General features: G+C 71.5%; 26 protein-coding genes. 14 read left to right on the plus strand and 12 right to left on the minus strand.

What is annotated here, in order from left to right; translation table 11 throughout:
- Window positions 1–27: 27 nt before the first annotated feature.
- A complete protein-coding gene (locus tag EDD54_RS02890) occupies window positions 28–1,515 on the minus strand; it encodes a replicative DNA helicase (RefSeq protein ID WP_126536750.1) in 1,488 nt (495 codons plus the stop codon).
- A 261-nt stretch (window positions 1,516–1,776) separates the two neighbouring features.
- Window positions 1,777–2,703, minus strand: coding sequence for a LysR substrate-binding domain-containing protein (locus tag EDD54_RS02895; RefSeq protein WP_126536748.1), 927 nt, complete (start codon window positions 2,701–2,703; stop codon window positions 1,777–1,779).
- Between the two features lie 98 nt (window positions 2,704–2,801).
- On the opposite strand from EDD54_RS02895, the gene EDD54_RS23140 reads away from it, so the two are divergent.
- From EDD54_RS23140 to EDD54_RS02910, 3 genes are all read left to right on the plus strand, one after another.
- A complete protein-coding gene (locus EDD54_RS23140) occupies window positions 2,802–3,785 on the plus strand; it encodes an NAD-dependent epimerase/dehydratase family protein (protein ID WP_207620306.1) in 984 nt (327 codons plus the stop codon).
- 219 nt (window positions 3,786–4,004) lie between these two features.
- A complete protein-coding gene (locus EDD54_RS02905; protein WP_126536746.1) occupies window positions 4,005–4,799 on the plus strand; it encodes a TatD family hydrolase in 795 nt (264 codons plus the stop codon).
- Entirely contained in the window at window positions 4,796–5,608 is an 813-nt protein-coding gene (locus EDD54_RS02910) for an MBL fold metallo-hydrolase (protein WP_126536744.1), read from the plus strand. Before EDD54_RS02905 ends, EDD54_RS02910 begins: the two co-directional genes overlap by 4 nt.
- 28 nt (window positions 5,609–5,636) lie before the next feature.
- On the opposite strand, the gene EDD54_RS02915 is transcribed toward EDD54_RS02910, so the two are convergent.
- The 3 genes from EDD54_RS02915 to EDD54_RS02925 all read right to left on the minus strand — a co-directional run bounded on the left by EDD54_RS02915 (window position 5,637) and on the right by EDD54_RS02925 (window position 6,454).
- A complete protein-coding gene (locus EDD54_RS02915) occupies window positions 5,637–5,855 on the minus strand; it encodes a hypothetical protein (protein WP_126536742.1) in 219 nt (72 codons plus the stop codon).
- Window positions 5,852–6,103, minus strand: a complete 252-nt coding sequence (locus EDD54_RS02920) for a hypothetical protein (RefSeq protein ID WP_126536740.1) — start codon at window positions 6,101–6,103, stop codon at window positions 5,852–5,854. The genes EDD54_RS02915 and EDD54_RS02920 overlap by 4 nt, the downstream gene beginning before the upstream one ends.
- Window positions 6,104–6,244: 141 nt before the next feature.
- Entirely contained in the window at window positions 6,245–6,454 is a 210-nt protein-coding gene (locus EDD54_RS02925) for a cold-shock protein (RefSeq protein ID WP_126536738.1), read from the minus strand.
- Between the two features lie 450 nt (window positions 6,455–6,904).
- On the opposite strand from EDD54_RS02925, the gene EDD54_RS02930 reads away from it, so the two are divergent.
- The 3 genes from EDD54_RS02930 (at window position 6,905) to EDD54_RS02940 (ending at window position 10,417) form a co-directional block, all read left to right on the plus strand.
- Window positions 6,905–9,196: a calcium-binding protein gene (locus EDD54_RS02930; protein WP_126536736.1), complete on the plus strand. Its 2,292-nt coding sequence runs from the start codon at window positions 6,905–6,907 to the stop codon at window positions 9,194–9,196.
- A gap of 157 nt (window positions 9,197–9,353) precedes the next feature.
- Window positions 9,354–9,509, plus strand: a complete 156-nt coding sequence (locus tag EDD54_RS02935; protein ID WP_126536734.1) for a DUF3563 family protein — start codon at window positions 9,354–9,356, stop codon at window positions 9,507–9,509.
- Between the two features lie 413 nt (window positions 9,510–9,922).
- On the plus strand, window positions 9,923–10,417 hold the full coding sequence (locus EDD54_RS02940; protein WP_126536732.1) for a hypothetical protein: 495 nt from the start codon (window positions 9,923–9,925) through the stop codon (window positions 10,415–10,417).
- 84 nt (window positions 10,418–10,501) lie between these two features.
- Here the strand turns inward: EDD54_RS02940 and EDD54_RS02945 are convergent, their stop codons facing one another.
- The 4 genes from EDD54_RS02945 to EDD54_RS02960 form a co-directional block, all read right to left on the minus strand.
- Window positions 10,502–10,849: a RidA family protein gene (locus EDD54_RS02945; RefSeq protein WP_126536730.1), complete on the minus strand. Its 348-nt coding sequence runs from the start codon at window positions 10,847–10,849 to the stop codon at window positions 10,502–10,504.
- 68 nt (window positions 10,850–10,917) lie between these two features.
- Window positions 10,918–12,090, minus strand: a complete 1,173-nt coding sequence (locus EDD54_RS02950; RefSeq protein WP_126536728.1) for a CaiB/BaiF CoA transferase family protein — start codon at window positions 12,088–12,090, stop codon at window positions 10,918–10,920.
- A 31-nt stretch (window positions 12,091–12,121) separates the two neighbouring features.
- Window positions 12,122–12,967: an amidohydrolase family protein gene (locus tag EDD54_RS02955; protein ID WP_126536726.1), complete on the minus strand. Its 846-nt coding sequence runs from the start codon at window positions 12,965–12,967 to the stop codon at window positions 12,122–12,124.
- A 143-nt stretch (window positions 12,968–13,110) separates the two neighbouring features.
- Window positions 13,111–13,914 (minus strand): IclR family transcriptional regulator, encoded by an 804-nt coding sequence (locus tag EDD54_RS02960; RefSeq protein WP_126536724.1) that lies wholly within the window; start codon window positions 13,912–13,914, stop codon window positions 13,111–13,113.
- A gap of 136 nt (window positions 13,915–14,050) precedes the next feature.
- Here EDD54_RS02960 and EDD54_RS02965 point away from each other — a divergent pair, with 136 nt between their 5' ends.
- The 6 genes from EDD54_RS02965 (at window position 14,051) to EDD54_RS02990 (ending at window position 18,784) form a co-directional block, all read left to right on the plus strand.
- Window positions 14,051–14,380 carry an L-rhamnose mutarotase gene (locus EDD54_RS02965; RefSeq protein WP_126536722.1) on the plus strand — a complete coding sequence of 110 codons (330 nt, stop codon included), beginning with the start codon at window positions 14,051–14,053 and terminating at the stop codon, window positions 14,378–14,380.
- 28 nt (window positions 14,381–14,408) lie between these two features.
- Window positions 14,409–15,479, plus strand: coding sequence for a Gfo/Idh/MocA family protein (locus EDD54_RS02970; protein ID WP_126536720.1), 1,071 nt, complete (start codon window positions 14,409–14,411; stop codon window positions 15,477–15,479).
- An 11-nt stretch (window positions 15,480–15,490) separates the two neighbouring features.
- Window positions 15,491–15,937 carry a MaoC family dehydratase gene (locus tag EDD54_RS02975; protein WP_126536718.1) on the plus strand — a complete coding sequence of 149 codons (447 nt, stop codon included), beginning with the start codon at window positions 15,491–15,493 and terminating at the stop codon, window positions 15,935–15,937.
- Entirely contained in the window at window positions 15,937–17,091 is a 1,155-nt protein-coding gene (locus EDD54_RS02980; RefSeq protein WP_126536716.1) for an extracellular solute-binding protein, read from the plus strand. Before EDD54_RS02975 ends, EDD54_RS02980 begins: the two co-directional genes overlap by 1 nt.
- Window positions 17,092–17,820 (plus strand): SDR family oxidoreductase, encoded by a 729-nt coding sequence (locus EDD54_RS02985; protein WP_126536714.1) that lies wholly within the window; start codon window positions 17,092–17,094, stop codon window positions 17,818–17,820.
- A gap of 118 nt (window positions 17,821–17,938) precedes the next feature.
- Window positions 17,939–18,784: a fumarylacetoacetate hydrolase family protein gene (locus EDD54_RS02990; protein ID WP_126536712.1), complete on the plus strand. Its 846-nt coding sequence runs from the start codon at window positions 17,939–17,941 to the stop codon at window positions 18,782–18,784.
- A gap of 53 nt (window positions 18,785–18,837) precedes the next feature.
- Here EDD54_RS02990 and EDD54_RS02995 read toward each other — a convergent pair whose 3' ends face one another.
- Both EDD54_RS02995 and EDD54_RS03000 read right to left on the minus strand, forming a co-directional pair.
- A complete protein-coding gene (locus EDD54_RS02995) occupies window positions 18,838–20,094 on the minus strand; it encodes a TadE/TadG family type IV pilus assembly protein (protein WP_165644318.1) in 1,257 nt (418 codons plus the stop codon).
- Window positions 20,095–20,251: 157 nt separating this feature from the next.
- Window positions 20,252–20,869: a TetR/AcrR family transcriptional regulator gene (locus EDD54_RS03000; protein ID WP_126536708.1), complete on the minus strand. Its 618-nt coding sequence runs from the start codon at window positions 20,867–20,869 to the stop codon at window positions 20,252–20,254.
- 1,205 nt (window positions 20,870–22,074) lie between these two features.
- On the opposite strand from EDD54_RS03000, the gene EDD54_RS03005 reads away from it, so the two are divergent.
- The gene (locus EDD54_RS03005) at window positions 22,075–22,458 is read left to right on the plus strand and encodes a GFA family protein (protein WP_126536706.1); all 384 of its coding nucleotides are present in this window, start codon (window positions 22,075–22,077) and stop codon (window positions 22,456–22,458) included.
- Window positions 22,459–22,920: 462 nt separating this feature from the next.
- Here the strand turns inward: EDD54_RS03005 and EDD54_RS03010 are convergent, their stop codons facing one another.
- Window positions 22,921–23,652 (minus strand): regulatory protein RecX, encoded by a 732-nt coding sequence (locus EDD54_RS03010; protein ID WP_165644319.1) that lies wholly within the window; start codon window positions 23,650–23,652, stop codon window positions 22,921–22,923.
- Window positions 23,653–23,764: 112 nt separating this feature from the next.
- On the opposite strand from EDD54_RS03010, the gene mazG reads away from it, so the two are divergent.
- Entirely contained in the window at window positions 23,765–24,592 is an 828-nt protein-coding gene (gene mazG / locus EDD54_RS03015) for a nucleoside triphosphate pyrophosphohydrolase (RefSeq protein WP_126536702.1), read from the plus strand.
- The last annotated feature ends 64 nt before the right edge of the window (window positions 24,593–24,656 follow it).

The following is a 24,656-nucleotide window of genomic DNA, read 5'->3' on the forward strand; positions in this document are numbered from 1 at the left end:
GACGACGACGCGGCCGAGCGTGTTCGATCACTCCATCCGTTCGGGCAGGTAGTCCTCGCGGGCGAGGTCGGCGAAGCGGGTGAACTGGGCGTGGAAGGCGAGCTGCACCGTGCCGGTCGGTCCGTGGCGCTGCTTGCCGATGATGACCTCGGCCTTGCCGCGGACCTGCTCGAACTCGGCCTGCCACTTGAAGAATTCTTCGGTGCCTTCCTTGGGCTTGCGGCCCTGCATGTAGTACTCGTCGCGGTAGATGAACACGACCACGTCGGCGTCCTGTTCGATCGAGCCGGATTCGCGGAGGTCCGCGAGCTGCGGGCGCTTGTCGTCGCGGTTCTCGACCTGACGGGAGAGCTGCGACAGCGCCACGATCGGCACCTGCAACTCCTTGGCGAGCGCCTTCAGGCCGGTGGTGATCTCGGTGATCTCCTGGACGCGGCCGTTGGACTGCGAGCGCGCCGAACCGGACAGCAGCTGGAGATAGTCGACCACCAGGAGGTCGAGGCCGCGCTGGCGCTTCAGGCGGCGGGCGCGGGCGGCGAGCTGGGCGATCGAGATGCCGCCGGTGTGGTCGATGTAGAGCGGCAGCGTCTGCATGTACTGCGCCGCGGCGGCGAGCTTGGAGAACTGGTGCTCGTCGATCGAACCGCGGCGGATGTCGGACGAGGAGATCTCCGTCTGCTCGGCGAGGATACGCGTGGCGAGCTGCTCGGATGACATTTCCAGCGAGAAGAAGCCGACGATGCCGCCGTTGACGGTCTTCATCGTGCCGTCGGGCTGCTCGGCCGCCTCGTAGGCGGCGGCGACGTTGTAGGCGATGTTGGTGACCAGCGAGGTCTTGCCCATCGCCGGACGGGCCGCGAGGATGATCAGGTCCGAACGCTGCAGGCCGCCCATGGTGGCGTCGAGGTCGCGCAGGCCCGTCGAGATGCCCGAGAGGTGGCCGTCGCGCTGGTAGGCGGCCGCCGCCATGTCGACGGCGTCGCGCAGCGCGTCGGAGAAGGTGTGGAAGCCGCCCTCGTAGCGCCCGGTCTCGGCGAGTTCGAACAGCCGCCGCTCTGCGTCCTCGATCTGCGCGCGCGGCGGCATGTCGATCGGCGCGTCGAAGGCGATGTTGACCATGTCCTCGCCGATGCGGATCAGGTTCCGCCGGACCGCGAGGTCGTGGACGATGCGGCCGTAGTCCTCGGCGTTGATGATCGTGGTCGCCTCGGAGGCGAGACGCAGCAGATACTGCGTCACCGGCATCTCGGCGATCTGGGCGTCGGCGGGGTAGAAGGTCTTCAGCGTGATCGGCGAGGCGACCTTGCCGGCCCGGATCAGCTGGCCGATCTTCTCGTAGATCGCCCGGTGCGGCTCGACGTAGAAATGCACCGCCTCCAGGAAGTCCGAGACGCGGAAGAACGTCTCGTTGTTCATCAGCATGGCGCCCAACAGCTGCCGCTCGGCCTCCATGTTGTGGGGGGCGCTGCGGGCGAGGGCGGTGGCGTCTTCGATCTTGCGGGCCGGGGCGACCATGGGCTCGTGCGGGTCTCTTGGGACGGGCGTCCGAAACGGGGATCCCGTTCTAACGCCCGGATCGGCGGGTGGAACAGGCGACGTCGAGCTATGCGCGCGATTCACAGCCGAGCGCATCCCCGCGGCCACAAAGGGTCGAAAAGCGCCGCGACGCATTGACTCCAGGGCCCGTCGGAGTCCTGTCAATGTACCACTTTTGTTCCGCGCGGCAAAGAGGGACGTTCACGACGCCCGACCGACGGTTCGCCGTTCGTCATGGCATCACCCGGCAACCGAGCCGGCGAGTGCGGCGGCGAACGCGTCGGGGCGGAGCGGGGCGAAAGCGTCGGCGAGCCAGTCGCGGAAGGCGGCTTCGACCGGGCGGAGCGGGCGGCTGCGCGAGGCGACGAACCAATAGGCGAGGCCGGTCGGCACCGCGACCGGGAAGGGCGCGACGACGGCGCCCGCGGCGAGCGCGTCGGCGGCGAGCGTCTGCCACGCCAGCATGACGCCGGCGCCGGCCGCGGCGGCCTCGAGGCAGAGCGCGGCGTCGGAGAAGGTCGGGCCGCGGGTGACGATGTCCTCGTCGAGATCGACGGCCGCGAGCCAGTCGGTCCAGCGCACCAGCGTGCGGTGGTCGCAGATCGCCGGCACGCCCGCGAGGTCGGTCGGCGCACCGAGGCGCGCGGCGAGGCCGGGCGCGCAGATGGGGAAGATGACCTGATCGACGATCCGGGTCGCGCGCACGCCCGGCCAGTCGCCGCGCCCGACCCGGATCGCGACGTCGACGTCGGCGCCGTCGAGGTCGGCGAGCGCGGTCGAGGCGTCGATCCGGAGGTCGAGCCCGGGATGGGCGGACGCAAAGGCCGGCAGGCGCTGCACCAGCCACTTGGCCGCCAGCACCGGCGGCACGGACACGGTCAACCGGTCCGCGGGCGTCGGCTCGGCGAGCGCGACCGCGGCAGCGAGCGCCCGGAAGCCGTCGCCGAGGCCGGCGAGCAGTTCGCGCCCGAACGCGGTCGGCTCGAGGCCGCGCGCCGTCCGCACGAAGATGGCGCGGCCGAGCTGCCGCTCGGTCTTCAGGATCTGCTGGCTCACCGCGCCGACCGAGACGCCGAGCGCCGCCGCCGCCCGGGCGATCGAGCCGAGGCGTCCGGCGGTTTCGACCGCCCTGAGGCCGTTGAGGTGAACACGGGAGAGGACGTCCATGTAGTTTTCCTACAGCCTCGGCCCAATGAACTCCATGGCGGCGACGCCGGTGCTCGGCGAAGATCGCGCCGTTCCCCGCCGAGCCGGATCCTCCGCCGATGTCCTTCCTCTCCCGCCCCCCGATCGGGGCGACGCTGGCGCGCGCGCTGGCGCCGCCCGGCCACGACCGCGCCATGCCCGGCATCCCCGCTCCGCCGGCCGGCGATCTGCCCTATTGGCCCGACGCCGGCGCACCGGTGCTCGTCACCGGTTCGTCGGGCCTGCTCGGCGCACGGGTCGCCGCCCGCCTAGGCGCCCGGCGCGGCATCGACCTCCGCCCGGGGCCGTGGACGTCCGCGGTCGGGTCCGTGCTCGACCGGCGGCTGCTGGCGGAGGCGACGGCCGGGATCGACGCGGTGATCCACCTCGCCGGCCTGCACGCCCCCGACGTCGGCCGGGCGAGCGCGGCCGACTTCCACGCCGTCAACGTCGACGGCACCGCCGCGGTGCTGGAGGCGGCACGCCGGGCCGGGGCGCGTCGCTTCGTCCTCGCCAGTTCGACCTCGGTGTTCGGTGCGGCGATGGCGAGGCCCGGCACGGCGGTTCACGTCACCGAAGCGCTGCAGCCGATCCCGCGCGACGTCTACGACGAGACCAAACTCGAGGCCGAGCGGCTGGTCCTGGCCGCCGACGGCGCGTTTCCCGGCGGCACCGCCGTGCTGCGCCTCGCCCGCTGCTTCCCCGAACCGCCGCGCCTCAGGGTCTGGCACCGGTTCTGGCGCGGCCTGTCGGCCGCCGACGCCGCCCGTGCGCTTGTCCGCGCGACGCGGGTCTCGGCCGGCGGCGTGTTCGTGATCGCGGCCCGTACCCGCCTGCGTCCCGAGGACGCCGACGACCTCGCGCGCGATCCGCTCGCCGTGCTGGCGCGGCGCCATCCCGCGCTCGACTGGGCGCCGGAGCGCTGGGGCGACCTCGCCGCGGCCGGCATCGACCGCATCTACGACGCCCGCCTCGCCGCGGCGCGGCTCGGCTTCGTCACGCGCCACGACGGCGAGAGTTGGCACGAACGCGCCGAACGGACGCGCCGCCCAGCGCAGCCGTGAGGCGGCCGCCGTCGACACGTTCGTCCTTCGGCTGCGGGCGACGGCGGTATCGAGATTCTGCCGTTGCCGGTCGGCCTGGAACGGCCTCGGCGCAAGGGCGAGGACGACCGCGGCCGCCTCGGCCCGCACGCGTGACACGCTTGTCCGTCCGCCCCTCGACAGGCCGGATCGCGCGGGCTATGTCCCTGCGGCATCCCCAGTATCCGAAGCCGCGCCGCCATGATCGTCGACAGCCACTGCCATCTCGACTTCCCCGATTTCGCCGAGGACATTCCGGGCGTGATCGGCCGGGCCCGCGCCGCCGGTGTCGGGCTGATGGTGACGATCTCGACCCGCGTGCGCCGCTTCGACCAGATCCGCGCCATCGCCGCGGCCCATCCGGCGGTCTACTGCTCGGTCGGTACCCATCCGCACAACGCGGAGGAGGAGCTCGACGTCACGGTCGACGAACTGGTCGCGCTGTCGGCCTATGAGAAGTGCGTGGCGATCGGCGAGGCCGGGCTCGACTATTTCTACGACACCGCCCCGCGCGCCGCGCAGGAGCAGGGCCTGCGCACCCACATCGCCGCCGCGCGCATCACCGGGCTGCCGCTGGTGATCCACGCCCGCGACGCCGACGACGACATGATCCGGATCCTCGGGGAGGAGACCGCGGCCGGTGCGTTTCCGGCGCTGCTGCACTGCTTCTCGTCCGGCCGCGGGCTGATGGAGGCCGGCGTCGCGCTCGGGCTCTACGTCTCGTTCTCGGGCATCCTGACCTTCAAGCGCTCGGAGGAGCTGCGCGCGATCGCCCGCGACGTGCCGTCCGACCGGCTGCTGGTGGAGACCGACGCGCCTTACCTCGCGCCGCAGCCCTGGCGCGGCAAGCGCAACGAGCCGGCCTACGTCGCCAACACCTGCGAAGTCCTGGCGGGGGTCAAGGGCGTGTCGCCCGCCGAGATGGCCGCGACCACCACCGCCAACTTCCTCAGGCTGTTCGCCAAGGTCCCGCGCGACGCGGTGGCGACGGCATGAGCGGGGCGAGGCTGCGCTTCACGGTGCTGGGCTGCGCGTCCTCGCCGGGCGTGCCGCGCATCGGCAACGACTGGGGGTCCTGCGACCCGCGCAACCCGAAGAACCGCCGTCGCCGCGCGGCGCTGCTGGTCGAGCGCATCGCCGCCGACGGGGCGAAGACGGTGGTGGTGATCGACACCGGGCCGGACTTCCGCGACCAGATGCTGACCGCCGACGTCGCCTGGGCGGACGGGGTCGTCTACACCCATCCGCACGCCGACCACATCCACGGCATCGACGACCTCAGGTCCTTCGCGCTGAACCGCCGGCGCCGGGTCGCGGTCTACGCCGACGCCTTCACGTCTTCCAGGCTGCACGAGGCCTTCGGCTATTGCTTCTCGACGCCGCCGGGCTCGAGCTACCCGCCGATCCTCGACGAGCACCGCATCGAGCCGGGCCGCGCCTTCGCGGTCGAGGGGGAGGGCGGGGCGATCGACCTGCTGCCCTACCGCCAGCGCCACGGCGAGATCGACAGCCTGGGCTTCCGGATCGGCGGGCTCGCCTATTCGTCGGATATCAGCGCCCTGCCCGAGGAGAGCGAGGCGGCGGTGGCCGGCGCCGACGTCTTCATCGTCGACGCTCTCGGCTACAACCGCCACCCCAGCCACTTCTCGCTCGAGGAGGCGATCGCCTGCTCGCGCAAGGTCGGGGCGAAGCGCACCGTCCTGACCCACATGCACATCGGGCTCGACTACGACGCCCTGCACCGCGCGCTGCCGGCCGACATCGAGCCGGCCTACGACGGCATGGTGATCGACCTGCCGGCCTGAGCGGGGGAACCCGGTCCCGGCCGGGCCGTCAGGACGCGACGGGCGTCTTGCGCGCGCGCTTCGCCTTGGGCGCGGCCGGCGGGGCCTCGGCCTCCCGGCGCGCGACCTCGCGGTCGATCAGGTCGAGCGCGGCGTTGGCCTGCTCCTTCTGCTTCGGCGTTCCCCTGGTGATCAGCCGGACGGCGTTGACGCGGACGGTGGCGAGGGCCTCGGCGTCGAGGCCGGGCAGCATCTCGGCGATCTTCATGACGAGGCCCTGTGCACGAACACCCGGGAACCCGCGAACCCCTCGGCGGCGACCGGCCTGAGCCGGCTGTGCGGTTCGCGGCGCTGGCGCCGGTCGACGTCGCTCTGGATCACGTAGCTCGGATCCGGGCCGTCGGCCTCGTTGCAGCGGACGACGGTGTAGACGTCGACGGCCGGGACGCGGCCGTGCAGGTCGGGCACGACACGGACGGTCTGTCCGATCGCGAAGGGGTGGATTTCGGCTGACATGGCTGCCTTCTCCGTCGGTCGGGCCGCGCCGCCCGGGGCCGGAGGAGGCGACGGGGCGGGGCCCGGGAATGGAAAAGCCGGGCGAGCGCCCGGCTTTCTTGGCGTCGGCCGTCGCGCCGCGGTTGCGGCGCCACGCCGAGATCAGATCGACTGCAGGTTCGACGCGGCCATCTTGCCGGAGCGGCTGTCGCGCTCGACGTCGTAGCCGAGCTTCTGGCCCTCGACGATGCTGCGCAGGCCCGCGCGCTCCACGGCGGAGATGTGCACGAAGGCGTCGGGGCCGCCGTCGTCCGGCTGGATGAAGCCGAAGCCCTTGGTGGCATTGAACCATTTCACGGTGCCGGTGGTCATTTCGAGACTCCTCGGAAGAAAAAGGACCATCGCGACGCGAGCGCGCCGCAATTCTGGGATGACGATTTCTGAAGAGGAGAGTTCGAACGCCGCACGTGTCAGATGCGGATGAAAACCAAACTCGGCAAAACATCGACACGACCAAAATGGACCCGGTGGATCGATCTGTCAACGACTTGGAAATATTTATTCGCGCGCCGTCGAAGGCGCGGATATTTCTGGAACGACGTTTCGCGCGCGAGGGATCGTCGGTTCCGCGCGGCACGTCGGGACGCCGATCCGGCGCTCGTTCCGGCACTACCCGCGCGACTGCCATGCGACGCGGCATCGGCGATCCGAACGCCGAGGCGAAGGGCGCCGCCGTGACGGATGTTCCGCATGAAATGACAGGCGTTTTGACTTCCGCCGCAACGCTTGGTAGGTCGCCTCCATTCTGGGGCGGGGGTGGGCATGACGACTCTATCCGGCGGACTTCGGCTCGGCGTTTCGGCGATCGCCCTGCTCACGTGTCTTTCCGCTCCGGTGTCGGCCGAGCCCGCGCAGGCGCCGTCCGTGATCACCGGCACCGAAGAGGCCGACTACCTTTCCGGGACCGAGCGCTCCGACTTCATCTACGGTCTGGGCGGTGACGACCGGCTGTGGGGCGGTGAAGGCGATGACCGTCTCGACGGCGGGCCGGATGATGACAGCCTCGAGGGCGATGAAGGGGTCGACGTCCTCGTCGGTGGGCCGGGCGCGGACCGGCTCTACGGCGGCACCGACCAGCCGGTCCGGACGCAGGGGCCGCCGGAGGCCGACGTGGCCTCGTATCTCGATTCCCCGGCTGCGGTGGTCGTGGATCTCGGCGCCCGGCGCGGCATGGGGGCGGACGCGACCGGCGACACCTACTACGGCATCGAGGCCGTGACCGGCAGCGCCTACGACGACTTCATGTACGGCGACGACGCCGCCAATTTCCTCGCCGGCGGAACCGGCAACGACCGCATCTCGGGCGGCGACGGCGACGACGTCCTGATGCCCGGGACGGGCGCCGACGACGTGACGGGCGGCACCGGCATCGACACGCTGTCCTTCCGCGACCTCTTCCTTCCCGTCGAGATCCACGTCGGACGTCCCGCGCTGAACCGTGGCCCGGCGACGGAGGACGTGGTGCGCGACGTCGAGCGCTACGAGGGCGGCCGGGGCGAGGACCTCCTCGTCGGCAGCGCATCCGACGATTGGCTCGCCGGCAACGACGGCTCGGACCGCCTCGAGGGCGGTGACGGCGCCGACCAGCTGTTCGGCGGCGGCGGCGGAGACATCGTGGTCGGTGGAGCCGGTGACGACCTCGTCGACGGCGGCGGCGGCTGGAACGAGCTCCGCGGCGGGCCAGGCGCCGATCGCTTCGTCGCCGCGCGCGACCGCTTGGACGTGATCGAGGATTTCAACCGCTCGGAAGGCGATCGCATCGTCCTGCCCGCCGAGGCCTTCACGGATCGGGACGGCAAGCCCCTGCTCGAGCCGGGTCATCCGCCGCTGCTGATCGAGGGGGCGAAGGCCGTTCCGTACCTGCCGCTGCCGACGTTCAAGTATGCTCGTTACAACGGACTGTGCGACAAGTGCCTGTTCCTCGACCCCGACGGGACCGGTCCGCTGGAGCCCTACACGGTCGTCGGCCTCGCCGGTAGTCCGAGGCTCGACGCCGAGGACATCGTGATCCTGCCGCCACCGCCGGCCAACCTGATCCTGGGCGGTCCCCACGACGACAGCATCTTCGATACGGCTGCGGACGACGTCGTCGATCCGGGTCCTGGTGACGACAGTTTCACCTCGGTCTTCGGCGGATCCGACCGCGTGCTCGGAAGCCCGGGACGGGACTATGCTTCGGGGCATCCCGATTCCGCCGTGACGATGGACTACTCGAACTCGCCGGAAGGCATCTTGATCATGCTCGGTCGTCAGGATCGTGGCGGCAGGGGCGGTTACGCGGAAGGCGACGCATTGTCCTCCAGCGTCCGGCACGTGATCGGTTCGGCTTTCGACGACACCATGATCGGCCTGACCTATACGCCGGCCACGATCGCGGGCGGTGCGGGTGCGGATACGATCAAGGGCGGAACGATGGCCGACCGCATCCTCCCGGGGACCGGCGCCGATATCGTCGACGCCGGGGCGGGGCAGGACGTGGTCTCCTACGAGGACGTTCCCGGCGGGGTCGTCGTCGACCTCGGCAACCCCGCCCACAACGCAGGGGAAGCCGCGTTGGACAAGCTCGTCGGCTTCGAAAGCGCCGCCGGAACGGACGGAGGCGATCACTTGATCGGAACGAGCCTTGGCAACCGGCTGGAGGGTCGCTGGGGCAACGACCTTCTCGAAGGCAGGGGCGGGCGGGACGTCCTGGTCGGGGGCGCCGGATTCGACGATCTCAGGGGCGGTCCGGGGCCGGACAAGTTCGTCTACGAATCGCCGGTGGACGGCGGCCTCATGGGTGCCTACGGCGATCATCTCGACTTCGACCCCGCCGAGGGCGACATGATCGTGCTGTCGGCGGCCGGCTTCGGCAAGGGCTTCAGGCGTGGATGGCGGCCGGCCTTCGTCGCCGCGTCGGATCCGAAGCCGGCGACGGCGAAGCCGACCATCCTCTACCGGGTGCTCGACAAGCAGATCTGGATCGACCGCGACGGCACCGGTCCCGAAGTCGCCTTCCTGTTGGCCTCGGTCGACCACGACCCGATCGCCTCCAGCTTCCTAGTGGATCGGTGATTGCCTCTTGGTCATGCAGTTGGTGCACATCCCTTAACCGACTTTAACCACGGCATGCGCTGGTCGCATATCAGCCCGATCCCCGCGCCTCTACCGTCCTTGCTGCGATGCACATAAATTACGGGCATCGAAGAAATGACGAGCAGAGGAGGTTCAGATGTTCGAAGGCCTCAAGCAGATGTTCCACGTTCCGACCATGGCCGAGCGCGAGCGGGCCTATCTCGAGAACGCGGTGGACCGCTACGACCTGGAACTGCGCCAGCGCGAGATCGATCGCGGCCGTTTCCGTCGCCGCAGCAGCTACCCCTACTGACCGGACCACGGGCCGGCACCCGGCCCGTCCCGGCCCGATCCCCGGCGGGACGCCCGATCGATTGGCGCCCCGCGCCGGTGCAGGTTCTGCTGCATCGCAATATCCCGGCCGCCCGTAGGAGGCGGCCGTTCGGCGCCGCGACCGGCGGGATCGTTTGATCCCGAGCCGGTCCGTCCGCGCGACGTGTCGGCACCGGGTGCCGAGGTCGCGATCGGCGTTCCACTTCCGGATCGCCGGAATACGCCCGTTCGGGGCGTGCATTCGTCTTCGTCTTCTGCGAGAAGCGGTACCGGCATCGATGGTCCGGCACCGCAACGCCGGGCCCGTCCCGTCCGATTCGGACGGCCGGTCGATGCCCGGGGATCGCCCGTTTCGGCGATCCGGCATCTCACTTGCATGAGGAAGGCATTTCCATGAAGTCGATCGTCCTGGCCGCCGCGATGGTGCTGGCCACCGCCCCCTTCGCCGCCGCCGACAGCCCGGCGCCCGCGATTCCGGGCAGCTTCGACCCGATCCAGCGGATCTTCGTTCCCGCCCAGCCGCAGACCGCCCCGGCGGCGGCGCCCGTGTCCGTGGCGGGTCAGGTGTCCTACAGCTTCGCGATCACGGTCGCCTCGACCATCCCGACCTCGACCCCGATCGAGTGCGCCGTGCAGCTGACCCACATCGGCGCCACCGGCGGCGTCTACTTCGAGAGCGCGTCGACGACCGCGACGCGCTCCGGCACCAAGGCCAACTGCACGGTCAAGGTGCCCTATCTCTGGGCCCAGGCCAACAACCAGGGCTTCGTCCAGCCGCAGATCACGCTGTTCGCCGGCGAGAAGCGCCAGCTCGTCCACACGCTCGCGCCGTTCCTGCTGCCCGGCAACAACCAGACCCGCAGCTTCTCCCAGACCCTCCGGTTCTGACGGCGGCACGCGGTTCGCGACATGAATACGGCCGGGGTGCGTCGCGCCCCGGCCGTTCCGTTTCCGCGCGAGAGCGCCACCGGCTCAGGGCAGGGCGGCGGTGACGATGAACTCGACCTTGTAGTCCGGGGTCGCCAGCTTGGCCTCGCCGGTGGCGCGGGCCGGGGTCTGGCCGGGAACGACCCAGCTCTCCCAAACCTCGTTCATGGCGGCGAAGTCGGCGATGTCGGCGAGCCAGACGATGGTTTGCAGGATCCGGCTCTTGTCGGTGCCGGCGGCGGCGAGCAGGCGGTCGACCTCGGCGAGCGCCTGACGAGCCTGCTCCTTGACGTCGGAGCCGGGCTCGCCGACCTGGCCGGCGAGATAGACGGTGCCGTTGTGGACGACGGCGCCGCTCATGCGCGCGCCGGTGTCGATGCGGGTGATGCTCATCGGATCGTCTCCGTGGGAAGAATGGGCCGCGGAGCTATGGCCGGTCGCGCGGGCGCGCGCAAGCGCGTTCAGGAGAGCCCGAACTCGGCCCGGATCGCCGCGGTGTGCTCGCCGATCCGCGGTGCCGCCGCCGCACCCTTCGGACGCCGCCCGTCGACCCGGAGCGGCGCCGCGGTGGTCCGGATCGCGACACCGTCGCCGCGCGCCACCGTCTGCAGCATGTCGAGGCCGCGGAAGCCTTCGCTCGCGAACAGCGCCGGCCAATCGAGCACCTCGGCGCACCAGACGTCGGCCGGCTCCAGGATCGCCAGCCAATCGGCGGTGGTCGCCTCGGCGAAACGATCGGCGACGGCGCGCTTGATCTCGTCGCGGCGCTTGAAGGCGGCGTCGGCGGCGAGACCGGCGAGGCCGGGCATCCCGAGCAGGTCGGCGAGCCGGTCGAGCGGTGTCATCGCCAGTGCCAGCCAGCCGTCGGCGGTGCGGTAGACGCCGTAGGGCGCCGAGAGATAGGCGTGGGCGTTGCGGAAGCCCGAGCGCTTGGGGATCCGGCCGCCGTCGTTGAGGTGGGTGGTCAGCACCTCGAACTGGAAGTCGACCAGCGCCTCGATCAGGCTGGTCTCGACATGGGCGCCGCGTCCCGTGAGGCCGCGGCGGACGAGGGCGGCGAGCACGCCCTGGACGATGGCGTTGCCGGCGAGCAGGTCCGCGATCGCGAGGCCGAAGGGCACCGGACCCTGGTCGTCGTCGCCGTTCAGCCACATGACGCCCGAGCGCGCCTGGGCGAGCAGGTCCTGACCCGGCCGGCCGCGCCACGGGCCGTCGTCGCCCCAGCCGGTGATCGAGGCGTAGACGAGCCGCGGGTTGATCGCGGCGGCGGCCGCGTGGTCGAGACCGAGGCGGGCGATCACGCCGGGGCGGAAATTCTGGATCACCACGTCTGCGCGGGCGACCAAAGCCCGGATCGCCGCGAGGTCGGCGGGATCCTTGAAGTCGGCGGCGAAGCTCTGCTTGCCGCGATTGATGGCGTGGAACAGCGTGGAATCGCCGCCGATCTCGGTGTCCGACAGATAGAGCCGGCGGCAGAGGTCGCCACCGTCCGGCCGCTCGATCTTGATCACGCGCGCGCCGAGGTCCTGGAGGCGGAGCGCGGCGAAGGGGCCGGACAGGAACTGGCTCATGTCGAGCACGACGAGGCCGTCGAGCAGGCCGGGCTCGGCGGCGGCGGAGGCGTCTTCGGTCATGGTGGCGGCGCGGCTTCCCGTAGCGGCCGGATCAGGCCGGGAGGTTCCAGATGCGGCGGGCGTTGCGGTGGAGGAGGGCGGTGCGCTCGTGCTCGCTGCAGCCCGCGATCAGCGCGTGGGTGGCGGCGACCCAGGTCGACAGCGTGCCGCCGAGCGTCACCACCGGCCAGTCGCTGCCCCAGACGACGCGGTGCCAGCCGAAGGCGCCGATCACGTGCTCGACGAAGGGGCGGAGGTCGGCCAGCGTCCAGCCGGCCGGGTCGGCGTAGGCGATCACACCGGAGATCTTGGCGGCGACGTTGGGCCGGCGGGCGATCTCGGCGACGTGCTCGCGCCACGGATGCTCGGCGCGGTCCTTGACCGCGGGAACGCCGCAGTGGTCGAGCACGAACTGGACGTTCGGCGCGGCGTCGGCGAGGGCGATCGCCTTGGGGATCTGGTCGGCGCGCACGACGACGTCGAAGGGCAGGCCGGTGCCGGCGAGCCGGGCGATGTTGTCGCGGAACACGGCGCCCTCGGAGACGTCGTCCGGTACCACGTGCAGCACCCGGCGAAAGCCCTTCACCACCGGATTGGCGCGGGCGGCCTCCAGGAAGGCCGGGAATTCCGGGCTCTCCGGCCGGCAGGCGGCGATGGCGCCGCGCACCAGCGAGTCCGGCCGGGCCTGGAGCCCGGCGACCATCTCGATCTCGCGGCCGATGTCGTCCTCGGCGACGTCGACCTCCATGTGCAGCACGTCGGTGATGCCGACGCGGCGGGCCTCGCGCGCGTAGACGTCGTAGGAGAAGTCGTGGTCGAGCGCCGGCACGCCGGCGAGCCAGGGATAGGCGAGCCGCCCGCGGTCGATCACGTGCAGGTGGGTGTCGAGGATGGTCATGGGCAAGCTCCTCCCCGCGCGCCGGGCCTCCCGGCCCGTCTACGGTGGAGGGATCAGACCATATTTGAAGGAGGTGTTCAAATACGAATGTCGGTGTGCGTTCCTTCTCCCCTTGCGGGAGAAGGAGGGGCGTTGGCCCCGCGTCAGCCCCCGGCGGGGTCGCCCGCCGCGGACGCCGGACCGCCCATCAGGGCCGAGATCGCCCCGGCGGCCTCCAGGAGCAGGTGGATGGTCTGCGGCATGTCGGGCGCCGTGGGTTGGTTGAGGGGGGCGAGGTAAGGGCAGGTGAGGGCGGCGATGGCGCTGCCGTCGGGGCCGAGGACCGGGGCGGAGAGATTGTGCACGCCGGCGGTCTGCCAACTCGGCACCGCCTCGTAGCCGCGCGCGCGGACCTGGACCAGCCGGTCCGCGACGTGGCCGGGCTCGCCGGTGTCGTCGACGGTGCGCTCGTACTCCGCCGCCATCAGGGCGCGCTCGGCCGGCGAGCGGAAGGCGAGCAACACGTGGCCGGACCCGGTGTTGTAGAGCCCGACCGTCGCCCCGACGCGGATCGACAGGCCGTAGTAGCCCGGCGATTCCACCTGGGCGATCACGACGACGCGGCCGCGGTCGAACACCGCGAGGTGGCAGGCCTGGAGCGAGCGCCGGGTGAAGGCCCTCAGATGCGGCATCGCCTGGGCGACCAGTCGGCGCATCGGCGGGTGGCGGTGGGCGAGGGCGAACAGCTTCAGCGTCAGCTCGTAGCGGTCGCCGTCGGTGCGGCCGACGTAGCCGCGCCGCACCAGCCGGTCGAGCATCCGGTAGATCTCGTTGGGCGTGCGCTGCAGCGCCTTGGCGATCTCGGCCTGGGTCAGCCCACCCTCGATGTCGGCGAGCAGCTCGAGGATGTCGAGGCCCTTGTCGAGCGCGGGCGCGCGGTAGCGTTCGGTGTCGTCGACGGCGGTCATGGATCCTCGCCGGAGCGCTGCGGCGGCGGGCACCGTCGCTTGACGATGCGGGTATCGCCGCTTATCCATGAATAATCCATCCACCGATGAGTGGGGAAGGGGGCGCGGCAAGACGCCCTCGCGGAGGAGAGGGCAGATGACGCGCCACGGCCAGGTGATCGGGCTCGCGCCCGACAAGGTCGCCGAATACCGCCGCCTGCTTGCCGCCGTCTGGCCGGCTGTGCTGGCGCGGATCGCGGCCTCGAACATCCGCAACTACTCGATCTTCCTGAAGGAGCCGGAGAACCTGCTCTTCGCCTTCTTCGAGTACCACGGCACCGACTTCGACGCCGACATGGCGGCGATCGCCGCCGACGCGACGACGCGGGAATGGTGGGCGCTGTGCGGGCCTTGCCAGCGCCCGTTCGAGACCCGGCGCCCGGGCGAATGGTGGGCGGAGATGGACGAGGTCTTCCACGTCGACTGATCCCGTCCGCCGCCGCGGAGCCGCGCCGATGCCCTTCGACCCCGCCAGTCTGCGCCAATCCTGGCCGATGCCGTCGCGGCCCGCCCCGATCGTGACGATCGGCGCCGGCTCGGTGGTCGGCGACGCCCATTTTCCCGCCTTCCGCAAGGCCGGCCTGCCGATTGCCGGTCTCTACGACCTCGACCGCGACCGCGCGGCGACGCTCGCCGGCCGCTTCGGCGTGCCGCGGGTCTACGCCGACCTCGCCGAGGCGGCGGCCGAGCCGGGCGCGGTGTTCGACGTCGCGACGCCGCCCGGCGCGCACGCCGCCGTGCTGCGGGCGCTGCCGGACGGCGCCGCCGTGCTGATCCAGAAGCCGATGGGCCGCGACCTCGGCGAGGCCTCGGAGATCCTGGCGATCTGCCGGGAGAAGCGCCTCGTCGCCGCGGTGAACTTCCAGCTCCGCTTCGCACCGCAGTGCCTCGCCCTCGCCGACGCGATCTCGCGCGGCCTCCTCGGCGAGGTGGTCGACGTCGAGGTCCACCTCGCGATCCACACGCCCTGGCACCTGTTCGCCTTTCTGAAGGGGCTGCCGCGGGTCGAACTCGCGGTGCACTCGATCCACTATCTCGACCTGATCCGCAGCCTCGTCGGCGATCCGCTCGGGGTCCACGCCCGCACGCTCGGCCACCCGCGTTCGGAGATGGCGCAGACCCGCACCAGCGCCATCCTCGACTACGGCGACCGGCTGCGCTGCACGCTCTCGGTCAACCACGACCACGGCTTCGGCCGACGCAACCAGGTCGCCGAGATCCGGATCGACGGCCTCGACGGCGCCGCCCACCTGAAGCTCGGCCTGTTGCTCGACTATCCCCGCGGCGAGCCGGACGAACTCTGGATCCGCCCGGCCGGTGCCGGGGACTGGGTCGAGGTTCCGCTCGCCGGCGGATGGTTCCCGGACGCCTTCGTCGGCCGGATGGCCAACCTGCAGCGCTTCGCCGCCGGCGAGGACGACCGCCTCGTCGGCTCCGTCGAGGACGCCTGGACCACCATGGCGCTCGTCGAGGCGCTGTTCGACTCGAGCGCGCGGCCGGCGACGCCGCTCGCCGCCAAGCCCTGACGGGACGCCCCATGGAACAGGTCATCCATTACGAGGACTACGCGCTCGGCCACGTCCGCGTCACCACCGGCCGGACGATCACCGAAACGGATTTCGTCGTCCACGCAGGCCATACCGGCGATTTCTTCCCGCACCACATGGACGCGGAGTTCGCCAGGACGCTGCCGTTCGGCCAGCGCATCGCCCACGGCACCATGGTGTTCGCGATCGGCGTCGGCCTGACCGCGACGGTGATCAACCCGGTCGCCTTCTCCTACGGCTACGACCGGCTGCGCTTCGTGCGGCCCGTCTTCATCGGCGACACCATCCGCACCCGCGTCACCATCGCGGCCAAGGAGGACGATCCGAAGCGCGCCGACAAGGGCAGGGTGGTCGAGCGCTGCGAGGTGCTCAACCAGCGCGGCGAGGTCGTCCTCGCCGCCGACCACATCCTGATCGTCGACCGGAAGCCGGCGTGATGGCGACCCGACTCCGCGGCATGACCTGGAACCACCCGCGCGGGCTCGACCCGATGGTCGCGGCCGCCGCCGACTATCGCGCCCGGACCGGCGTCGAGGTGACCTGGGACGCCCGCTCGCTGCAGGACTTCGAGTCCTTCCCGGTCGAGGACCTCGCCCGGCGCTACGACCTGATCGTGATCGACCACCCGCACGTCGGCCGGGTCACCGCCGACGGCTGCCTCGCCCCGCTCGACGGCGTCGGCCGCGACGCCGACCTCGCGGCGATCGCCGCCGGCACGGTCGGGCGCTCCTTCGCCAGCTACGCCTGGCGCGGCCGGCAGTGGGCCCTGCCGATCGACGCGGCGACGCAGGTGCAGGCCTACCGGCCCGATCGGCTCGACGGCCCGGCGACGAGCTTCGAGGCCGTCGCGGCGCTGGCGCGGGCAGGGCGGGTCGCGATCCCGCTCCGGCCGCCGCACTCGCTGATGAGCTTCTTCACCCTCGCCGCCCACGCCGGCACGCCCTGCTCCGACACCGGGCCGGTGCTGATCGACCGCGACGCCGGCATCGCCGTGCTGGAGCGGCTGCGCGCGCTCGCCGCCGCGGTCGACCCGGCCTGCTTCACGATGGACCCGATCGCGGTGTTCGAGGCGATGGCGGAGCCGGAGGCGGCGATCTGGTGCGCGCCGCTGATCTACGGCTACGTCTCCTATGCCCGCGAGGGCTTCCGCGCCCGCCGCCTCGCCTTCGCCGACATGCCGACGGACGCCGGCCGCCCGCCCGTGGGGTCGGCGCTCGGCGGCACCGGCATCGCGGTGTCGGCGCTGCGGAACGACAGGGAGGCGGCGGTCAACTTCGCCTATTTCGTCGCCTCCGGCGCGGCCCAGCGCGGCGTCTACGCCGCCGGCGGCGGCCAACCGGGCCACGCGGCGGCCTGGGACGATGCGGCCGTCGACGCCGCGGCGGGCGGCTTCTACCGCGGCACGCGGGCGACGCTCGAGGGTGCCTGGGTGCGCCCGCGCCACGACGGGTATATGACCTTCCAGCACGAGGCGGCCGAACTGGTCAACGAGGCGCTGACCGCCGGCGGGCCGGCCGGTCCGTTCGTGGACCGGCTCAACGCCCGCTTCGCCGCGAGCCTTCCGACGACAGACCATGGCGGGGACCGATAGATGAAACTCGACGGCAAGACGATCCTGGTGACCGCGGCGGGGCAGGGCATCGGCCGCGCCGCGGCGATCGCCTTCGCGGCGGCGGGCGGGCGCGTGGTCGCCACCGACGTCAACGCCGCGGCCCTCGAGGCGCTGGCCGCCGACGCCGGCGTCGAGACCGCGTTCATGAACGTGCTCGACGACGGCTCGGTCGCCGAGGTGGTCGGCAAGGTCGGACCGGTCGACGTGCTGTTCAACTGCGCCGGCGTCGTCCACGGCGGCACCATCCTCGACGTCCAGGACAAGGACGTCGACTTCGCCTACGACCTCAACGTCAAGTCGATGATCCGCACCATCCGCGCGGTGCTGCCGGGCATGCTGGCCAAGGGCGACGGGTCGATCGTCAACATGTCGTCGGTCGCCTCCAGCGTGAAGGGCGTGCCGAACCGCTTCATCTACGGCACCACCAAGGCCGCCGTGATCGGCCTCACCAAGGCGGTGGCGGCCGACTACGTCGCCAAGGGCATTCGCTGCAACGCGATCTGCCCAGGTACGGTCGACAGCCCGTCGCTGCACGACCGCCTGCGCGCCCAGGGCGACTACGAGGCCGCTCGCGCCGCCTTCATCGCCCGTCAGCCGATCGGCCGGATCGGCACGCCGGAGGAGATCGCCGACCTCGTCGTCTATCTCGCGACCGCCACCTACACCACCGGCGCCGTCCACGTCATCGACGGCGGCTGGGTGAACTGATACGCGAAACCACGGAGGCACCGGTGCGTCCCGCGACGCTCCGGCGCATCCACCCGTTCCCCCTCGGGACGACCCCGCCGGCCGCGACAGCCGCCCGGCGACAGGCGAGAGGACAGGCATGAAACTCGTTCGTTACGGTGAGCCCGGCCGGGAGAAGCCCGGCCTGATCGACGCCGAAGGCCGCATCCGCGACCTCTCGGCCCACGTGCCCGACATCGCGGGCGCGGTGCTGGAGCCGGAGGGCCTCGCCGCCGTCGCCGCGCTCGACCCGTCGTCGCTGCCGGTCGTCGACGGCACGCCGCGCTTCGGGCCCTGTGTCGCCGGCACCGGCAAGTTCATCTGCATCGGCCTCAACTATTCCGACCACGCCGCCGAGACCGGCGCGACCGTGCCGCCGGAGCCGATCATCTTCATGAAGGCGACCTCGGCCATCACCGGCCCGAACGACGCCATCGAGATCCCGCGCGGTTCGACCAAGACCGACTGGGAGGTCGAACTCGGTGTCGTCATCGGCAAGACGGCCAAGTACGTCTCCGAAGACGACGCGATGGACCACGTCGCCGGCTACTGCCTGATCAACGACGTCTCCGAGCGCGCCTTCCAGATCGAGCACCACGGCCAGTGGACCAAGGGCAAGTCGGCCGACACCTTCGGCCCGATCGGCCCGTGGCTCGCCACCCGCGACGAGATCGCCGACCCGCAGAAGCTGGCGATGTGGCTCGAGGTCAACGGCCACCGCTTCCAGAACGGCACCTCGGCCACCATGGTCTACGGCGTGCGCTTCCTGGTGTCCTACCTGTCGCGCTTCATGAGCCTGCGCCCCGGCGACATCATCTCGACCGGCACGCCGCCGGGCGTCGGCATGGGCCAGAAGCCGCAGCTCTACCTGAAGGCCGGCGACGTCATCACCCTCGGCATCGAGGGCCTCGGCGAGCAGCGTCAGGTCTGCGTCGACGCCGCCTGACCGCACTGAAGGGCAGGGGGCTCCGGCGCCCTGCCCGTCCACGCCCGACGCGGTCAGCGCGCGAGGGTGATGTCGCCCTTCGTCATCGGGTTCGGCGTCGGCACCTTGGTCTGGTCGAAGTTGGCGTTGAGGGTAAGGTTGAGGCCGTCGGCGACCGAGATGTCCTTGGCGATCACGATCGTCCAGGCCGACAACGCGCCGATCAGGCCCTTCAGCAACCCGATTCCGCCCGGTGCGCCGACCTCGAGGCGGCTCTTCGGCAGGTAGAAGGTGCCGAGGAGGACCGGCGCGTCGCGGCTCTCGATGCGATGCGTACCCTCGGGATTGGCGCGATCCTCGAAGAACAGCATGCCGGCGAGCGGGCCGGTGAGCGGCGCCGTGAGGTTGATCGAGGTGTTGGCCGCGATGTCGAACACCGCACCGGCGCCGGTGAGATAGAAGCCGACGCCGAGACCGACGACCACGGCGGTGTTGGCGACCTCGAGCGGGCCGTCCTTGACGATGTAATTGCCGGGCAGGAACTTGGCGACCGTGCCGGCCCGGATCTTGATGCCGCCGCAGTAGACCCCGGGCGTCAGGATGGCGATCCCGATCGCGTTGTAGTTGGTGTGGGTGCAGGGGCCGACCGACGGCGGCGGCCGGTCGGCGAGCGGATCGGGCGTCGGCGGGCAGTCGGTCTGCGCGGCCGGTTCGATGGTGCCGCCGTTGCGCACGCCGCCGCCGGAGCACGTCACGCCGGCCGAGATCGCGCCGTTGCGCGCGGTCACGACGGCGTCGGTGGCGACCGAGTTGGCGCGTACGCCGCATTGCGGAGCGCTGATCTTTGCGGTCGTTACCGTGATCGCACCCGAGGAGGCCGGGTCGAGCGCCACGACGCAGGACGGCACGCCGCCGAGCACGCGCGCCTCGGCGCGGGCCTGGACCTGATCGGCGGTGCCGGCGAAGCGGGCGAGGAAATAGGTGTCGACCGCCTCCGTCAGCGTCACGGTGACCCTGTCCTTGGCGTCGGAGACCGAGCCCTGGAACGCGAAAGCTCGGTCGTCGCCGAGCGCCTGACGGGCGTGGGCTTCGGCGACGGCCAACACGGTTTCCCGGTTCGCGCCGGCGAGCCTGAGTTCGCGCGCACCCTGGAGCGCCCCGGCATCGGCGGCGGTCTGCAGAGAAGCGCGGGCGGTCGCGAGATTGGAATAGTCGACCGCCGCGCCGACCGCGCCGAACAGCACGGGCAGCGAGCACACGAAGGCGACCACGGCGTTGCCGCCGCGAGCCTTCCCGAACCGGGCGAGCGTGTCGAGTACAGGAACCGTCAATCGACTTCCCCCAATGGCGGGACCGACCTTCTGAAAACGCATCATTCTGGCATGGCGATCACCAACGGGAGCTTTCCAGCCGGAGCCATTCCGTCACATGGGAAAATTTCCGTTGCCGCGGGCGGAGAAAGAGCAGGGGCGGCGGCCTGCTCCGGCGTCACCCGCGCAGCGGGGACTTCAGCGCGGCCACGACGAAGTCGACCGACCGCTGCACGCGCTGGTCGACGTCCATGTCCGGCTCGAGGTGGAGGCGGCGCAGGAACACCAGCGGGTCGACCAGCGGATACACCGCGTCCATGGCGTCCTCGGCCGCGTCGAACGGGTCGTTGGGCGCGAGTTCGCCGCGCTCGATGCCGGCCGCGATCACCGTGGCGATGCGTGCCGCGATGCGCCGTTTGAACTCCGGCACGAAGGGCGGCTGGTCGAACAGCGTGGCGGACAGGAGCTCGATCAACTGCGGCGAGCCGGACGGCGCCTCCGAGAAGGCGGCCGCCAACGTGCCGACGATGCAGCGCAGTTCGTCGCGCACGGGACGGCCGGTGTCGAAGCGGACGAGGCGCGCCTCGACGTCGCACAGCCAGCCCTCCGCGAGGGCGTGCAGGACGGCCATCTTGCCGGGGAAGTGCTTGTAGACGTTCGCAGTCGACATCCCGGCCGCGGCCGCGACCGCGGCCATCGTCGTCGCGTCGTAGCCCACGGTGTCGAACAGCTGCCGCGCGGCCTCCAGGATGCCGGCCCGCGTCTCGGCGGGGTCGTGTCTCGAACGTCGTACCATGGCGGCGGACGATAGTAGAGGCAGGGGGCGCCTGTCACCACCGGGCCGACGGGCCGCCCAGGGAAACTTGCCGCAGTCGCGTGCCGGTGGGCCGGGGGCCGGTCGGCCTTCCCGACGCGCCCATGGAACTCCGCTCGGCGCATCGGGAGGCGGCGAGGATCGGTCGGCCAGGGGGACGACAGGAGGCTCGTGCCGGGCCATGGCGTCGTGCCGATCGCGCCGGAGGACGTCCGGCCGGTTCCGTGGATCCGAACGAGACGGGCTCTGGACGACGCTGGCCGGGGGCGATCCCGGGCCGTCCCGAGCGGTCGACGAACACGACGCGGGCGAGGGTCGGCGCCGAGCGGACTACGCGCCGAACGACTGGCGTGCCAGCACGCACAGGCGCGCCTGTCACGGTCCGGGCGAGCAGCTTCGGCCAAACCGGCACGAAGGGCGACGCGTCCGCCGACCCTTTCCGTGCATTACCCCGCCAGTCGCATAAGGAAGATTATGGAACCGAAAATGTGCCGCAAGGGGAGGACCGTGGTCGGTGTCCATCCGTTCCCGAGCTTTGGACATGGCCATGGTTCACGGGCCTCTCGCCGTCGTGGCCTATGCCATTTGCCCGTGCGCATGCCGGGCACTTCGCGCCGACCGTCGGTGTCGATGCCGCGCCCAACGATTGCCGTCATCGACACGATCCGCATGTTCCGACGGGTCGGTGGCGTCGAACGGCCGTCTTCTCCGCCATCCGACGCGGCGGCTGGACGTTCGGGAAAGCGCTGCCGAAGCGACGGCGCGAGACGCGCAGCTCGACGGAGCCGGTCTTCGTCTCCGGGTCGTGCTCCCGTTGGCCGCCGAACCGCGGCAGACGATCATCGTGTTCTTCTCGCCCCCGTCGGAACTGGTGCGGCGTTCGACGGCGCAGCCGATCCTCTCACGCAAGGCATCGGCGTCGGGGCTTTTTTCCACGAGCGCCCGCGGGCTGGGCATCTCCGCTCTCGCCGCGTTCGCCACCTCGCGAACCAAGACCGATGGCCCCGCGCGGCCCGTTCGTCGGGTCGGACGCCGCCGGCCACCGGCGGCTCGGCGTCCGACCCGACGATCCGGCCCATATGCGATCCTCGGCCGCCCCGCGCCCTTGTCCGGGAACCCGGATCCGATACCGTCGTTCGGGGTCGCCGGAATGGCCGAGCGGTCGGGTGTGATGTCGGTGTTGTGTCATGGAGCACTTCGAGGGTGGATGCCTGTGCGGCGACGTCCGTCTGGTGGCGACGGGCCGGCCGAATCGGATCGGCCTCTGCCACTGCCTGGACTGCCGCAAGCACCATGGCGCCCTGTTCTACGCCGCCGCGATCTTCCCGGTGGACTCGGTCGCGGTGACCGGGACGACCGGCTCCTACGCCGGCCGCCACTTCTGCCCGCGCTGCGGATCGTCGGTGTTCGCCGACGGCGGCGACGAGATCGAGGTCCATCTCGGCATCCTCGACGCGCCGGACCAGGTGGTGCCGACCTACGAGTGCTGGACGATCCGCCGCGAGGCCTTCCTCCCGCCATTCCCGGTGACCGAGCGCTACGAGCGCAACCGCGAGGAAGACGGTTCCTGAGCGACCCGGTTCGGACGACGCCAGCCGCGCACGGAGCGCCGTCAGAGAACGGACGACCCCCCGCATCAGCGATCGGTCGCGGCACCACCACCGACCCGTATTCGGCCCACCTCGCCGCCGCCCAGCCAGACGTACCGAGAGCTGCGCGACCAAGCCGGAACATCGCGGCGCGATCGCCCGATCGGCCGGGGCCACGTTCGACATGGCCGGCTGCGGGGCAGGGGCGGGCGCCTTGCGGCCTCGCCTTCCCGGCCCGGGCATCCGCGCCCCTCGCCTTCGCACACCGACGCGGCGGTCTGCGGTCGGCCACGATCCGTTTCCACCGATCGGCCCCGGCCCGCTCGCAGGACGAACCCGAGACATCCCCGGACCGTCGCAGCGTGCCTGCGTGTCGGTCGCCCGGTACGGCGTCGGGGCGCTCGCTGCCGGCGTCGCCGGACGGGAACAAGCTCCCCTCCCCGATCACACCTCCGTTTCGCCGCCCTCGCCTGCCGCCAGCGCTTCCGCGGCGGCACGGTCGAGCGCCAGAACCCGGCGCGCCAACGATGGCGGATGGCCGGCCCGGCACAGCGCAGCGAGATCGCGACGGTCGGCTGCCACCGGGTCGGCCGCCGGCCGCAATCGGAACGGACCGAGGCGGCGCCGGCGCGCGAAGACGGCGGCCAGCACCAGTTCGTCGGACCCGCCATCGGTGATCGCCGCTGCGGCGACCTCGGCATCGACGCCGCGTGCCGCCAGCGTCGCCGCCGTGCGCCGCCGCGAGTGGCCCTTGCGCCCGGCCACCGCCACCTTGGTCCCTGCGAAGGCGCGGTCGTCGACCAGCCCGAGCGCGGCGCAGTGCGCCACCACGCCGTCGACCAGACGAGCCGCCTCGGCGCGCTCCTCGGCGTTTCGGCGGTCCGAGGCGCGGCCTTCGGCGCGCTCGGCCTCGGCCGCGTCGAGCCGGGCCCAACGGTCCAGCCGACGGGTCAGTACGCGGCGGAGATCACCCTCGGACGCCGCGTAGCGTTCGAGATGGGCGAGGGCGGCCCGGCGCAGCCGGGTGCCCTTCCGGGATCCGTCCACCGCACGAACGGCACCCTCCTCCCCGTCATCCTCGGCCGATTCCGCCATGTCGCTGCCGTGAAACCCCCGACGAGCCCCCTGCCCGCTCGATTCCGATGAGAACAAAACGCTAACATCGTTCCGCGACATCGTCCAGACCCTGCACCGCCGGCACGGTGGAAACGGCGGTCGCCGCGGTGCCGTCGACCTGATAGAGGTCGTCGCGGATCCCCGAACCCTGCCCGAGTGGAGAGCGCCGCCCATGCGACCCGGTCGCGACATCGAAACGCTGATCGCCATCATGGAGCGCCTGCGCGATCCCGCGACGGGCTGCGCCTGGGACGTGGTGCAGACCTTCGAGACGATCGCGCCCTACACGGTCGAGGAGGCCCACGAGGTCGCCGACGCCATCGCGCGCGGCGACCGGGCCGACCTCTGCGACGAACTCGGCGACCTCCTGCTCCAGGTCGTCTTCCACGCCCGCATCGCCGAGGAGGAAGGTGCGTTCGCCTTTCCGGACGTGGTCGAGGCGATCACCGGCAAGATGATCCGCCGCCATCCCCACGTGTTCGGGCCCGAGGACGCGCGATCACCGGAGATGGCCAAGGGCCAGTGGAGCCGGATCAAGGCCGAGGAGAAGGCCGAGCGCCGCGCCCGCCGCGCCGCCGCCGGCCTGCCGACGGAGGAGGGCGGACTGCTCGCCGACGTGCCGGCCGCCCTCCCCGGCCTCGCCGCGGCGGTCAAGCTGCAGGATCGTGCCGGCTCGGTCGGCTTCGACTGGAACGACCCGAAGGCGGTCATCGCCAAGATCCGGGAGGAGATCGACGAGTTGGAGGCCGAGGTCGACGCCGGCGCGGCGGCCGACCGGGTCGAGGCCGAACTCGGCGACGTGCTGTTCGCGCTCGCCAACCTCGGCCGCCACCTGAAGGTCGACCCGGACAGCGCGCTCCGGCGCACCAACCTCAAGTTCCGCCGCCGCTTCGCCCACATCGAAGCCGCCCTCGCCCGCACCGGCCGCACCCCGGCCGACGCCGACCTCGCCGAGATGGAAGCGCTGTGGCAGGAGGCCAAGGGCGTCGGCGAAGGGTGAGGCGGGCGAAGGCGGAGGCCGCGTCGGACGGAATCGACCACCGGCCCCATGCCGCCTCGGTGTG

This window comes from Oharaeibacter diazotrophicus, assembly GCF_004362745.1.
GTDB lineage: Bacteria > Pseudomonadota > Alphaproteobacteria > Rhizobiales > Pleomorphomonadaceae > Oharaeibacter > Oharaeibacter diazotrophicus.